At 52.4% G+C, this 14,854-nt stretch carries 6 protein-coding genes and 1 pseudogene; all 7 read left to right on the top strand.

Going from position 1 to position 14,854, the window contains the following annotated elements; translation table 11 throughout:
* Positions 1–11: 11 nt before the first annotated feature.
* The 7 genes and pseudogenes from ASG81_RS09005 (at position 12) to sigK (ending at position 14,639) form a co-directional block, all read left to right on the top strand.
* A complete protein-coding gene (locus ASG81_RS09005) occupies positions 12–800 on the top strand; it encodes an SGNH/GDSL hydrolase family protein (RefSeq protein WP_056632211.1) in 789 nt (262 codons plus the stop codon).
* Positions 797–1,708 carry an ABC transporter ATP-binding protein gene (locus ASG81_RS09010; protein ID WP_056632213.1) on the top strand — a complete coding sequence of 304 codons (912 nt, stop codon included), beginning with the start codon at positions 797–799 and terminating at the stop codon, positions 1,706–1,708. Before ASG81_RS09005 ends, ASG81_RS09010 begins: the two co-directional genes overlap by 4 nt.
* On the top strand, positions 1,701–2,672 hold the full coding sequence (locus tag ASG81_RS09015; protein ID WP_056632216.1) for an ABC transporter permease: 972 nt from the start codon (positions 1,701–1,703) through the stop codon (positions 2,670–2,672). Before ASG81_RS09010 ends, ASG81_RS09015 begins: the two co-directional genes overlap by 8 nt.
* Before the next feature lie 73 nt (positions 2,673–2,745).
* Entirely contained in the window at positions 2,746–3,099 is a 354-nt protein-coding gene (locus tag ASG81_RS09020) for a hypothetical protein (protein ID WP_056632218.1), read from the top strand.
* A 197-nt stretch (positions 3,100–3,296) separates the two neighbouring features.
* A complete protein-coding gene (locus ASG81_RS09025) occupies positions 3,297–4,790 on the top strand; it encodes a GMC oxidoreductase (RefSeq protein ID WP_056632221.1) in 1,494 nt (497 codons plus the stop codon).
* Between the two features lie 210 nt (positions 4,791–5,000).
* Positions 5,001–13,361, top strand: a complete 8,361-nt coding sequence (locus ASG81_RS09030) for a GH36-type glycosyl hydrolase domain-containing protein (RefSeq protein ID WP_056632223.1) — start codon at positions 5,001–5,003, stop codon at positions 13,359–13,361.
* 605 nt (positions 13,362–13,966) lie between these two features.
* Positions 13,967–14,639, top strand: a pseudogene (gene sigK / locus ASG81_RS09035) (RNA polymerase sporulation sigma factor SigK).
* Positions 14,640–14,854 lie beyond the last annotated feature (215 nt).

Below are 14,854 nucleotides of genomic sequence, written 5' to 3' on the forward strand. Positions count from 1 at the left end.
TGTAATATTTGATGCATAGCAGAAAGGTCCGCTTCATTACCGCCTTCGCCGTTCTCACCTGTCTCCTATGGCTGTTTGGATTAGGCTGGTCGGTAAAGGATTATTTATTCGGAACAAAAAACGTCTCGGCGCGGCCGGCCGTTGCGGAGCAATCGGCCGGGCGGTCCGGTGAGCTGAAAATCATCGCACTCGGAGATTCGTTAACGAGAGGAACCGGCGACATTGAGGGCAAGGGCTATGCAGGCTATGTCAGCGATCAGCTTAAGCAGGCCGGCACGGAGGTTTCCTTGATCAACTTAAGCATTAAGGGACTGACCTCCTCTCAGCTTGCGGAGCAAATGAAGCAGAAGGAAATCGGGCGTCAAATCGGACAAGCAGACGTTATTTTGATGACGATTGGCGGCAATGATCTGTTCCTTGGCGGGCAGACGCTTTCGGATCTTTCCGAGGCCAGCATAAAGGATCTGGAGGAGTCGTACCTGATTAACCTAAAAACGATTATATCGGGCATTCGGACAGTCAATGCGGAGGCGAGCGTTTACTTATTAGGTCTGTACAATCCGTTCAGCGAGCTTCAGAACGGAGAGCTCATGTCCAGCGTCGTAAGGGACTGGAACTACAACACGGCGGAGACGCTGGCGCAGGATTCCAAGTCGGTATTCGTGCCGACCTATGATCTGTTTCAGCAGAATACGGCCGACTATTTGTTTACGGATCATTTTCACCCGAATGAAAAAGGGTATCGGCTGATGGCTGAGCGGGCGGCCGCATTGATCACCGGAACAGGAGGACAACGATGAGCGACATTACGTTATCCGTTCAGGGACTGCGGAAGGTTATCGGCAAGCGCATGATCATTAAGGATTTAAGCTTCGAGCTGAAGCGCGGTGAAGTATTCGGCTTCTTGGGGCCTAATGGAGCAGGGAAAACGACGACGATCAGAATGCTGGTTGGCTTGATTAAGCCGACCTCCGGAACGATTCAAATATGCGGATTGGATATATCGAAGCATTTCACGCGGGCAATGAAGCATTTGGGCTGTATCGTTGAAAATCCGGAGCTGTACCCGTTCTTAACCGGCATGGAAAATCTTCGCCACTTTGCCGTTATGATAAGCGGGATTTCGCAGGAGCGGATCGATGAGGTCGTTCGTTTGGTCGGCATGCAGGATCGGGTGAACGATAAAGTGAGCACCTATTCACTCGGGATGCGGCAGCGGCTTGGAATCGCGCAGGCGCTGCTCGGCAAGCCTGACGTCCTGATTTTGGATGAGCCGACGAATGGACTCGATCCGTCCGGCATCCGGGAAATGCGCGCGTTTATTCGGTTTTTGGCGGAGGAGGAAGGACTAACTGTACTCGTATCCAGTCACTTGCTCCATGAAATTCAATTGATGTGTGATCGGGTAGCGATTATTTCCAAGGGAGAAATTATTCGAGTCGATTCCGTAAATGATCTATTGTCCAGTGAAGAACGGCTTATCTGGCGCATGATGCCGCATACGCTCGGCAAATCAATTCTTAACGAGCTAACGGCTGTCGTAGAAGAGGCAGAGGATACGGTTACGACGGTTTACTCGGAGCATGCTGTTGGCGAGTGGAACCGCAGGCTTGTGGAAGCGGGAGTGAGCGTGCTGGAGATGAACCGGAAGCTTCCGGCGCTTGAAGATTTATTCCTCGAGCTGACAGGGGGCGATTCGATTGATTAATCTCGTTCAAAATGAAATGACAAAGCTGATCGGGAAACGCCGGTTTATCATTATTTCAGTCATTATTATCGTCCTTCTCTCCATGTTTTCGTATGCGCAGGCTAAGCAGTCAGAGTCGACAAAGGAGCGGTTAGGCACCGTCGATTGGCGTACCGAGCTGCAGCAGGAAATCGTCGATATGCAAAATAGGTTAAGCAGCGCAGGGCAATGGCGCGAGCAAATTCAAATTCAAATCAAGCAGTCGCAGTACTATTTGGACCATGACATAAATCCTGCCGAGCCAGGCGCTCCGTCCTTTATAAGGGGCTTCGTTCAAAATTCCGCGGAGCTGTTTCTGCCGCTGCTGATCATGATCATCGCTGTTGATCTGGTGTCATCGGAGCGGAGCATGGGAACGATTAAGCTGCTGCTCACCCGTCCGGTAAGCCGCTTTAACATTTTGCTCAGCAAATATATCGCGCTTGTTTTGTCCGTTTCACTCGTCATATTTCTATTCGGTTTGTTCTCTTATTTGATCTCCGCGATGATGTTCGGCAACCAGGGCTGGTCGGCACCGGTATTGACCGGCTTCTCCTCCCAGGGAGGCGAGCTCGACATATCGGGCGTTCGTCTGGTATCGCAGTGGCAGTACATCATTCAGCAATTCGGGCTCGCATGGTTTATTGCTTTGGTCGTCGGGACGTTATCCTTTATGCTGTCCATTCTGATGCGAAGCAGCGCTGCCGGCATGGGCACGATGTTTGCCTGCTTAATTTCGGGAGCGATACTGAGCAATATGGTGTCCTCGTGGGAATCGGCGAAGTATTTGTTCATGGTCAATCTTGGCCTAATGGACTACGTTAGCGGATCGGCTCCGCCAATCGAGGGCATGACGCTCGGCTTCTCGCTTGCGGTGCTTGCGGCATGGATGATCGGCTCGCTGCTCGTTTCGTTTACGGTGTTTATGAGGAAGGACATTTATTGATTAACGTCCGGTATGGCTATCTTGTCGTAAAATTTTTCTCTTCCGCATAAGCATGTAGCAGAAGAGGAGCGTGATGATGATGGACAAGACTGTGCGGAGATATTATCAGCAAAAACAAAAGCAAAAAGAAATAGAGCAGGAGCTGACCGGGCTGCGCAATGAAATTATGGCTTATTTTACAGAGCAGGACGCGAGCGAGCTGGAGATCGGGAGCCATAAAGTGAAAATTGTCGTGCAGGAGCGGAAAGAATACGATGAAAACAAGCTGTTCGAGGCGCTGCCGGATCCGGAGCTGTGGCGGATGCTTTCGAAGCCGGATACTTCCAAAATCGCAAGCCTGCTTAAGCTGAACGTCATTACGGAGGAAAGGCTGAAGAACACATTTTCCACGAAAACGGTAAAGCTGCTTCAGGTCGATAAGAAGTAGACCAAACGAGAGAATCTTCTATAAAGCATCTGCTTGTACTTCTGTAAGAAGTACAAGCAGATGCTTTTTTTATGTGAGGCCTAATAAAACTAGCTATGGAGGTTCCACTTATAAGTGCCTTTCTGTCATACACGAATACGGCATCAAAGGTCGCATAAATATGGGATATGAATGGTTTGTAGAAAGGAGTGAAATCATTGAACATTACCAGAAGACCGTTTAGCCCTTCTCCGTCATCCGTTCCAGCTCATCAGTCACTGAATATTCCTGTTTGCCCAATTCCTTCATCTGAGATTATTTATCCTTGGACGCCGCTTGAGACAATGGAGAAAACCGACTACGACGTGATCATCGTTGGCACCGGGGCTGGAGGAGGCTCGGTCCTTTGGCGATTGGCCGAACAGTGGGGAAAAAACGGAAAACGTATCGATGTTATTGAAGCCGGAGACTATCTTCTGCCGGCAAATAAGTTCGATCTGCCTAATTGGCTTCCTCTTTGGGCCAATGTAGAACCGCCTAATCCGCTGAACTGGGAGTCGATTCCGATTTTTCCGTCTGACCGTCTGGCGCCTCCGTCTCCCCTGCTTACAACCTTTGAACAAATACTCGCTTTAGGCGGCAGGTCAATCGAGTGGGGCATGGTAAGCCCCCGTATGAGTCCAGTCGATCTTGCAGGCTGGCCCGTCACCGAAAAAGAGATGAACATGTACTATAACATTGCCGAGGAACTCATGAATGTCAACCGGTCTTTTTATAGAACAGCTGAATTTCTTCTAGACCGGCTTCGCCAAAACGGCTTTCCTGAAGCGGCTAATAAGCCGGTGGCGATCAATATCCGGCCAACCGCAAATGGAGAGTACAATTCCACTCCCCGGTTTAGTACTATTTCGCTGCTCGCAAACGCCGCGAATCGACGGCCGTTCGATATCGCGATCAAGGCCCGCGCCGTTCAAGTATACGCCGAAAGAGGAAAAGTGGAAGGCCTCAAGGTCATGGATCGGGATAAGAAACCGTATTTCCTGAAATCCAAGGCCGTTGTCTTGGCCGCGAGCACATTTGAAACGCCGCGGATTTTGCTTAACTCGGCGATTCGCGGGGAAGCTATCGGCCATTACTTAACGAACCATTCCTTTGCATATACGACAGCTAAAGTTGCGCCCAGTGATTATTCGCAAATTCCGGGACTTTATGCTGTTTATATTCCCCGTACGGCCGACCGGCCGTATCAGATGCAAATGCGCGGCTTCCCGCCGCTTGGCCAGGAGTTTGATATTCTTGCTTTGGGTGTGCTGGAATCGCGGTATGAAAATAGAGTCACCCTGAATCCCCTGAAGGTTGATGAATACGGGGTACCCGAACCAGTAGCTTTATTCTCGTTCAGCGGTACAGATCTGGAAGTCATCAGGCAAATGGAACAGGGCATGAAGCAGGCAGCGGAAGCCATGAAGGTTACGGTGGAACCCATTTGTGCTCTGCCCCTTGGGCTGGTCATGCACGATATGGGCACCTGCCGCATCGGTACTGATCCCTCTACTTCGGCAGCCAATCCTTATGGGCAGATACATGGAGTATCCGGCCTCTATGTCGCCTGCAGCAGCATGATTCCAAGCAGCGGAGCTGCAAATCCGTTCCTTACTATAACGGCCCTTTCCATTCGGACGGCGGATTATATCATCGAGCAAATGAAATAGAAAGTAGAGGCAGGCGTTAATCCCGCTTATACACGTGTTCAAGCATTAGAGGATTAAATAGGCGTTACTCACATAATTTTCCGTTAATTTGGTGATATTACTTAAGTAAGCCTTGAGCACCGTGACTGAATCTGCGGCTAAGCTCAAGGTTAGTCAAGGTTTGTAAGCTGCCTTGGCTAAAGTAATGACTCACGGATTAAGGGGGAGCCTATGATTCCAACAATCGAGCAACTTGAGCAGAAAGCGCGTGAACTGGCTCTTATTCATCATCCCGGAAAAGCTGTCTTTCGTTCGTCCGCCCCAATGTGGCATGCCTTTCGCCGAAATTTGGATGTGCTGCGGGATTTCGCGACGGAGCTCAAGCAGGATGGCGCGCCATGCTTTCAACCCGCTGAGCAATGGCTGATTGATCACGCAGATTTGGTCGAATCCGAAGCGTTTACGGTTCAGTCTGAATTGACGAGACGATTTTCCAGTCAATTGCCGCGGCTTAAGACCGGAGCGGAGCCTCGCGTATTGGCGATGTGCTCCGAATATGTAAAGCTGGTCGACGGCTTGCTTGAAGCCGATGCGTTTGCGCGTTTTTCGAATGCCTATCAAGAGGTCACTGTGCTGTCGATCGCCGAAGTATGGTCGATGCCATTGATGCTGCGCATTGCCGTTATCGGAAAGCTGGCCGAAGTGATGGAGGAGGTCAGGGAGCGGCGGCGGGCTTGTCTCGAAGTAGACAAACTGCTTGTGCCTTTCACAGAAGGAAATACAAAGCCGGATGCCGGTAAAATAAAAGATGCTTTGGAAAATGCCGGCCTGCAAATGCCGCTGTCAGCTCCGGTCATCGTTCATTTGGTCAGCCATTTGAATGAATGGGCGGAGGAAGCGGGAGAAGTCCGCAGCTGGCTGCTATGCAAGCTGGACAACGGCGTCGAAAGCCTGAGCCGCATCATTCTTTACGAGCATCAGCTGCAAGCATCTTATGAATTAACAGCCGGTCACCTCATTCAATCGCTTCGCACATTGTCCCGCACAAGATGGGACTCTCTATTCGAGAGGATGAGTGTGGTGGAGCGCACACTGTCCGAGGAGCATGCCGGAACCTATCCGCTTATGGACGGGAAGAGCCGCGCCACGCTGAGAGGGCAAGTCGAGCGGTTATCCCGCTCATCCGGCATGCCGGAAAATGTGATTGCGCAGCAGGCAATCGCTTTGGCAAGCAAATATTACAATGAAGATACATACCTCACGGATGTTGCCGGATCCGAAGGGGCCGCAGCTCAAACAGATGTTTTGCCGCCCCGTCAAGCTTACGCTGCTTATTATTTGCTTGACCGGAAAGGGAACAGGAAGCTGCTGGATTCCGCGCGTGAATGTACCGAGCCGAAACGTTATTTGAGGCCGATTCAGCTTGGTCCAAGAATTGGAATGTATTTAGGGACAATGGCTGTTATTTTTGCTGCTTTTCTTTTTGTTTCTCTTTGGAGCGCAGCGGCTGTAAATGATACGGCTATCCGTATCGGCGCTTGGACGGCTGCCGCTCTTGTACTGGTAATTCCGGTTAGCGAATGGACGGTTACCGTCATTCATGGATTAATCGGCAAACTATCCGTCACGCAGCCGCTGCTTAGATATGATTATGCGAGCGGCATAGACGAGGACGCCGCTACGATCACGGTTATACCTGTTATTTGGTCGAAGCCGGAGGAAGCCGAGGAAATGGCGGACAGGCTGGAGCTTCATTATTTGGCGAACCTGGACCCTCATATGGGCTTTGCATTGCTTGGCGATTTTGCAGATGCTGCAACTGAGCATGCAGAGGCAGATGAGCGGATTACTGAGGCGGCGCGCCGCCGGATTGAGGCGCTCAACCGATTATATGGTAATCCCGATACCGGAACGGGGCCTTTCTATCTTTTTCAGCGGGGCCGCAAATGGAATGAATCGGAACAAGTCTGGATGGGATGGGAGCGCAAGCGGGGAAAACTCGTCGAGTTTGTCGAGCTGCTGAGCGGCCGCAGCGACACTAGCTGCGTTTGCATCGTCGGCGACTGCTCTGCGATTACACGCTACAAATATGTCATTACACTTGATGCGGATACGGAGCTGCCGGTTGGGGTGGCGGCCCGGATGATCGGCACGATGCATCTGCCCTATAACCGTGCGCGCTTAAATGCCGGCGGAACACGCGTTTTAGAAGGCTACGGGGTGCTTCAGCCGCGTGTCGGCATCAGCTACGAATCGGTATCGTCATCCCGCTTGGCAAGATTGTGGTCGGGTAAGCCGGGAATCGATCCTTATTCGTTCGCTATGTCGGATCCTTACCAGGATGCTTTCGGACAAGGTATTTTTACCGGCAAAGGAATATTCGATATCGCCGCATTCAAGCAGGTGCTTAATGACCGGATTCCGGAAAATTCCGTGCTCAGCCATGATTTGCTGGAAGGCGGCTTCCTGAGGGGCGGGCTGCTGTCGGACATCGAGGTTGTGGACGGCCACCCGGTTACCTTTCAAGCTTACCAGCAGCGTCTGCACCGTTGGGTTCGTGGCGATTGGCAGCTGCTTTGCTGGATTGCTTCCCGCAAGCACGACCGCTGCGGCAATTTGCAGCCAATAGATTTATCACTGCTTACCCGCTGGCAGATCATCGACAATATGCGGCGCAGTCTCGTTCACCCCGCCGTATTCATCCTGCTCGCAGTCAGCATGTTTATTTCCGGTGCTGCAGGAGCCGTACTTATGGCTGCAGGGCTGGTGACGCTCGGGCTGCCGCTGATCCGGGCCTTGTTAGCGCTTAGGCGCTTTAATCGTAAACCGGCCCTGGTTCTGACGGCGTTCTTGCAATCGCTGGTTCAGCTTATTGCGCTTCCCTATCAATCCGTTGTGCTCGCTGACGCCATCGCGAGAACGTTATACAGGCTTGCCGTTAGCAAAAGAAACCTGCTGGAATGGACCAGCTCTGCCGAAGTGGAGCGGCGCAGCCGCAGCGCATCGGCTTCGGCCATTTCAGGGATTTGGTCCGGCCATGCGCTAAGTGTTTTGTTCGGGGCTGCGGCATTGATGTACGCTACCGGCACTTTAAGGGCATTCGGCTTGGCGATCGCGGTGCTCTGGCTGCTCGCTCCCTTTGCGGTGCGCTGGCTTAACGGCCCGCCTTCCATCCCGAATATCGCTCCATCGGAGTCGGAAGCCAATGAGCTTCGGCAATTGGCGGCGCAGATGTGGGCTTATTATGAAGACTTTGCGGGGGAGAACGACAACTGGCTGCCGCCGGACAATGTACAGATGGAGCCGCCGAACGGTATTGCGCACCGGACATCGCCGACCAATATCGGACTGCTGCTCGCCTGTACGGTTGCTGCCCGCGATTTCGGTTTCATTGATACGCGAGGCATGCTTGACCGCGTTGGACGAACGATTGGAACGATCGAGAAGATGGAGAAAAGGTTCGGCCATCTGTACAACTGGTACGATACGCAGACGCTGCGGCCATTGCCTCCGCTCTACGTCTCAACCGTTGATTCCGGCAACTTTGTCGCCTATTTGATTGCGCTGAAGCAGGGCATTCTTGAATGGGCGAAGAAGGACGGGGCGAATGGCGACGGAAGCGAGCTTCTGCACTGGGCCGAAGCGCTCGCCGGCCGCATCGAATCGATCGTTGCGGGCACCGACTTTCGTCCCTTGTATGATGATCGCGCCGAGCTGTTTACGCTTGGGTATCATGCTGCGCTTGACCGCAGGGAGGATATTTTGTACGACCTGCTTGCATCCGAAGCCCGGCAGGCGAGCTTTCTGGCGATTGCGTTCGGGCAAGCGCCGGTATCGCATTGGTTTAGGCTCGGAAGGGCGATGGCAAAGTCGGGTAAGCACCCGACGCTGTTATCATGGTCGGGCACCATGTTTGAATATTTGATGCCGTCTCTCTTGATGCGCACCTATCGTCACTCGGTTTGGGACGCCACCTATCGTGGAGTCGTCAAGCGTCAGATTGAATATGCGCGGCAGCGGGGCGTTCCATTCGGTATTTCTGAATCAGGCTATTTCGCCTTCGATTATCAAATGAATTACCAATACCGCGCTTTCGGCGTACCGGGGCTCGGGTTTCAGCGGGGGCTTGAGAACGATCTCGTTCTCGCGCCTTACGCGGCGATTATGGCGCTTCCCATTCAACTGGGGGATTCGCTGGCTTCTCTGAAACGGATGGAAGAGATGGGCGCCAAAGGAAAATACGGCTATTACGAGGCGATTGATTGCACCGCCCAGCGCATGCCGGAGGATACGGGGTATATCATCGTGCGCAGCTTCATGGCTCACCATATCGGGATGAGCTTTCTTACCTTGGGCAATCTGCTGCTGCCGCGCACAATGATTGACCGGTTTCACGCAGATAAGCGCATGCAGGCCGCAGAGCTGCTGCTGCAGGAGCGTATTCCAGAGCGCCCTGCTATTATAAAAAATGCGGCCAAGCCGATGCTGGAACGGACGAAGGAGCCTCTTACAGGCACCCGCGTTCCTCTAAGGGAATTTACCAAGCCGCGCGAAGTTCCCGAAGTATGCGTGTTATCCAACGGGTCATTTACAAGCGTTATATCCGATACCGGGGGAGGGTTCACGCGGTACGGCGGAATGGCGGTATCCCGCTGGCATGAGGATCCTATTGCGGAGACACCCGGAAGCTGCATTTATATTCGGGATGTGTCAACAAATGCCGTATGGTCGCCAGCCTTTGAACCTTGCCGCGTGCTTGCGGAGGAGCAAAAAGCCCAGTTTGCGCTCGATAAAGCGTCCTTTACAAGGCGGAACGGATTTATCTCTTCGATGCTGGAAATTTGCGTACCGCCCGATCAAAACGCCGAGCTTCGCCGCTTGTCCTTGACGAATACAGGAGAGGATGCCCGGGTCGTTGAGGTGACAACTTATTTGGAAATTGCGCTTGCTCCTCCCGCTGCGGACGAGGCGCATCCCGCCTTCAGCAAGCTGTTTGTCCAGACCGAATATGACGCTGCGGCTGAATGTCTGCTCGCCGTCCGGCGGCCCCGCGATATGAAGGAGCGGCCGAAGTGGGCGGTGCACAATCTGTCAATCGGTTGTGATGCGCTTGGATCGGTCGAATTTGAAACGGACCGTTCCTGCTTTATCGGAAGAGGTCACACCCTCGCCTACCCGGCGAGCCTGGAATGCCGCCTCTCCGGTACAGTCGGCGCTGTGCTCGATCCCGCTTTTGTTATGCGCCGCCGCATATCGATCGGACCGGGAGAGACCGTCAAGCTGTTCACGGCTACCGGTGTGGCTGACAGCCGTGAGGAAGCTTTGGACGTGGCGGCAAACTTGTGCAGCGAACAGCAAGTGGAGCGTGCATTTCAGCTGGCATGGACGCACAGCCGGATCGATCTGAGGCATCAACGACTCAGCGCTATGGAAGCTGCTCAGTATCATACGATGGCAGGCCGGCTGCTATACCAGTCGCCTCTTCGAGAGGAGCGGGCAATCAGCATTGCCGCCAATCAAACCGGGCAGTCTAGCTTGTGGCCGATGGGCATATCGGGCGATCTGCCGATTGCGCTTGTGCGAATACAAGATAAAACACAAATGCCTTTTGCGCTAAAAGCGCTGATCGGCCACTCGTATTTAAGGCAAAAGGGAATAGCTTTCGACCTTGTGTTCCTTATTGAAGAGGCCGGAGGTTATTACCAGGAGGTGCAGGATGCGCTGCGCCGTTCCGCAGAGCAGACCGTAAGCGGTTCGTCAACGCCCGGCGGCGTGTATCCGGTTATGGCCGACAGGCTGTCGCAGGAGCAGCTTCATTTGCTCCAATCCGTTGCCCGCATGACGCTCCGGGCTGACGGGCCCAGCTTTAAAGCACAGCTTTCCATTCGCTCAGCAAGCCGTAAGCCAGCCGGATTATCAGGTGAAGCAAATGCGGTGCATAGAGCAAGGGAGCTTGAGAAAATGAATTCGAAAGAGTCGGAGTCGCTGCCAACAATTGGAGGACTTCCGCCGCAATTTCGGCTTCGTCCAGAGCGGGTGGCTGAAGCAGTCTCGACTCTAAGCGAGCCTGCGGATTACGCGCCTGAATCGCTCGAAGTATATAACGGCTCTGGCGGGTTTGCAAATGAAGGGCGCGAGTATGTTATAGCGATGAGAAAAGGGAAGTTTTTGCCTGCTCCATGGAGCAATGTGATGGCCAACCCAAATTTCGGCTGTCTCATTACCGAGCTTGGGACAGGTTATACCTGGTGGCGCAACAGCCGGGAGTTCAAGCTGACGCCATGGTCGAATGATCCGGTACTCGATCTGCCCGGCGAGGTATGCTATATCCGTGACGAAGCAACCGGAGACCTATGGACGGGAGCGCCTTCTCCGGAGCTGGGCAAGGACGCGTTTGATGCGACCCATGGCTTCGGGTACACACGCTTCAAGCGGCAGACGAGAGGGATCAAACAAAGTATGACGGTCTACGTAAGCAAAGAGGATCCGGTCAAATTTGTAACTCTCGAGCTGGAAAATAGAAGTGATGATCCGCGCAGCTTGTCTGTCACTTATTATTGCAACTGGGTGCTAGGCGTACGAAAACAGATGAATGCGCCGTATATTATTTCCGAATGGGATGCTGAAACCCATACCTTGCTTGCCCGCAACGCGTACCAAGAAACGTTCCGTGATGCGGTCGCCTTCCTTCAAATGCACGCAGAGAAGGAAGAGGGGGGAGCGGATTACGATAGTTCGAGCGTCACCTATACGACGGACCGGTCGGCGTTCATCGGCCGCTCCGGCTCGTTAGCTTTCCCTGAAGGGATGCGGCAGGAGAGCCTCTCGAATGCTGACGGTGTTTTCGCTGACAGCTGTGGAGCAATTCGGCTGAAGCTGACGATACCTCCCCGCTCTGTACGCACGGTGTACATTCTTGTAGGGGCAGACGCGAATAAGGAAGCGGTCCAGAAGCTTATTCGGCGCTACGCCACGGCGGAGAGCTGTGAGGCGGCGCTGACGGATGTAACCAATTATTGGAACCATACGCTTAACCAGATCGAGGTTAAGACGCCAAATCGTGAGCTTGATCTGATGCTGAACGGCTGGCTGCTGTATCAGGCGCTGTCGTGCAGGATGTGGGCCCGTACCGCTTTTTACCAAGCAGGCGGTGCATACGGCTTCAGGGATCAGCTGCAGGATTCATTATCGCTGCTGCATACGCTGCCGGAACTGACAAGGAAGCAAATTGTGCTGCATGCATCGCATCAATTCATTGAAGGCGATGTTCAGCACTGGTGGCATGAGGAGACGGAACGGGGTATTCGCACCCGGTATTCGGACGATCTGCTTTGGCTGCCATATGCCGTATCGAGGTATATCACGCATACCGGCGACATCGGCGTGCTTGATGAGACGGCGCCGTTTCTGAAGAGTGAAATGCTGCTGGATGATGAGCACGAACGTTACGAGGCGACTGTCGTATCGGAAGAAACCGCTTCGATCTACGAGCATTGTATCAGGTCCATTGAGCGGGCATCCAGCTTCGGAGAGCACGGCATCCCGTTAATGGGTATCGGCGATTGGAATGACGGAATGAACTCGGTCGGTGACGAAGGCAAAGGCGAGAGCGTGTGGCTCGGATGGTTTTTATGCGAGGTATTGCGAAAATTCGCCGATGTATGTCAGCGGAAAGGGGATATCGAGCGCGCGGACCTTTACCGTGCCCGGAGGGCTTCCATTGCTGAAGCGTTGAACAAGCATGCATGGGATGGCGAATGGTACCGCCGGGCACGTACGGATGATGGCGTATGGCTTGGTTCGGTGCGCAATGAGGAATGCCGGATCGATGCGATCGCCCAGTCATGGTCAGTCATTTCCGGAGCTGCTCCGCAGGAGCGGGCGAGACAAGCTATGCAGTCGTTCGACCGTGAGCTGGTTGATCGTGACCTCTCCGTTGCGCGGCTTCTTACGCCGCCGTTCGATAGGACCGATCCGAGCCCGGGGTATATTCAAGGCTACCCGCCGGGCATCCGGGAGAATGGCGCCCAGTATACGCATGGGGTGATCTGGAGCATCGTTGCTTGGTGCGAGCTCGGCGAAGGAGACAAAGCAGTTGAGCTGTTTCATTTGCTGAATCCGGTCACCCATGCCCAAAGTCCGTCGGAAGTGCGTAAATACGCTGGCGAACCCTATGTAATGGCCGCTGATGTGTACACGCGGGATCCGGTGAAAGGCAGAGCGGGATGGACGTGGTACACCGGCGCATCGGGTTGGATGTATCAGGCGGGGATCGAATGGATACTCGGTTTGAGCCGCGAGGGCAGCAAGCTGTTTGTGCGTCCGAACGTACCGAAGGATTGGCCGTCTTACTCCGTGAAGTACCGATACGGCAGCTCTGTATATCACATAACCGTGCAGGCGAACGGCGCTGCGAAGGATAAGGACGAAGGCGTTACGGTCGACGGCAGGCAGGCAGAGCAAGAGCCAGCCGTGAATGAAGCCGGGAAGTCTGCCGGATTCTATATTCAGCTCGTCGATGACGGACAAGAACACAAGGTTGAAGCGGTTTTTCCGCTTAGCGGCTTTAAGACCTCGGTTGGTATGGCTTAGGAAGGAAAGAGGGAGAGGAGAGCCTTATCTGAGGGCCTTGAAAAAGTATTGTTTTTGGTAAAATCAAAGATTTAAGGGGATTCGAATAGGACTCCCGATAAACAAAACGAGCCTTAGAAGCGATTCTAATGGCTCGTTTTGTTTTTTGGTTTATTTGTTACAAAAAGCACGAGCTGTATTTCTATCCTGCATAATTGCAATAACTTATCCCTTATAAGCGCCAAGCCTTGCTCTATCCTGCACATTTGCATGATAAAACCAAGTATTTCGGCAGTATGATGAAAAAGTAGGCGTCTATGTTGTACGGGATGCAGGATAGACGCACCACCTCACTGAAAACGAGCTCCTATCCTGCGACGATACAATATAGCTGTTTATCTTAGGCTCCTTCATTAAAGCTCGCCTGACGATGCAATGTAGTGCGAGGATGAACTTTATGATAAAGTAACAAGTTCAATGATTTAAATAATAACTGTTTTCCTGCTTCCTTCACCCTCGTACATGCACTTCTAGGCCGTTGCCCACATACAATGTAGAACTATGCTACTTGTGCGCTGGAGCAATAGCGAATGCATCCAGCAATTCAGCTTGGGGGTGTCCGGTTCATGGGATTGTTTGCAGCTATCGCACTGTTCATTAAGCAACTGTCGCTTCTTGTGTCATATGTTAAAAATAATGCATTTCCTCAGCCGCTGCATGAGGACGAGGAAACGAAGCATCTTCAGCTAATGGCGGAGGGTAACGCACGCTCGCGCAACCTGCTAATCGAGCATAATCTCCGGTTGGTCGCGCACATCGTCAAAAAATTTGACAATACAGGGGAGGATTTGGAGGATCTTATCTCCATTGGCACGATCGGCCTCATTAAAGCAATTGAAAGCTTCCAAACCGGTAAAGGGACAAAGCTCGCTACGTTCGCAGCTCGTTGTATCGAGAATGAAATACTTATGCATTTGCGCTCCTTAAAGAAAACCCGGAAAGACGTATCTCTTCACGACCCAATAGGTACGGACAAAGAAGGCAATGAAATTACGCTGATAGATATCCTCGGCACGGAGGCCGATGATATTGTCGATAAGGTGCAGCTGAAGATTGAGAAAAGCAAGATATATAAAAACCTCGATATATTGGATGACCGGGAGAAGGAAGTCGTGCGGGGATGAGCGGACGCAAAGGGAGATTGCGAAGGAGCTCGGGATCTCGAGGAGTTACGTTTCAAGGATAGAGAAAAGAGCGCTGATGAAGCTTTATCATGAGTTTTATAAGGCGAAGCGGTAACAAAGTTATAAACTTAGAATAATCAGTGGTGTAGATATTCATGTAATATATTTTGCTCATCCATATGCAAACTTTTAAACCCTTGGGAATCAAGGGTTTTTTTGATTCTATATACAATGAAAGTTTTGAGGCTATGTCAGTGTCCATCTATTCAGGGCAAGGTCAATTCATAAATATAAGTCATTTGTCTACAATTTTCGACATACTTCTCAATC

The sequence above is a fragment of the Paenibacillus sp. Soil522 genome (assembly GCF_001428245.1).
Lineage (GTDB): Bacteria > Bacillota > Bacilli > Paenibacillales > Paenibacillaceae > Pristimantibacillus.

What these genes read in the sequence shown, in the direction of transcription:
- ASG81_RS09010 (WP_056632213.1), top strand. Translation starts at nt 797, where the DNA reads ATGAGCGACATTACGTTATCCGTTCAGGGACTGCGGAAGGTTATCGGC.
- ASG81_RS09020 (WP_056632218.1), top strand. Translation starts at nt 2,746, where the DNA reads ATGATGATGGACAAGACTGTGCGGAGATATTATCAGCAAAAACAAAAG.
- ASG81_RS09030 (WP_056632223.1), top strand. Translation starts at nt 5,001, where the DNA reads ATGATTCCAACAATCGAGCAACTTGAGCAGAAAGCGCGTGAACTGGCT.
- ASG81_RS09005 (WP_056632211.1), top strand. Translation starts at nt 12, where the DNA reads ATGCATAGCAGAAAGGTCCGCTTCATTACCGCCTTCGCCGTTCTCACC.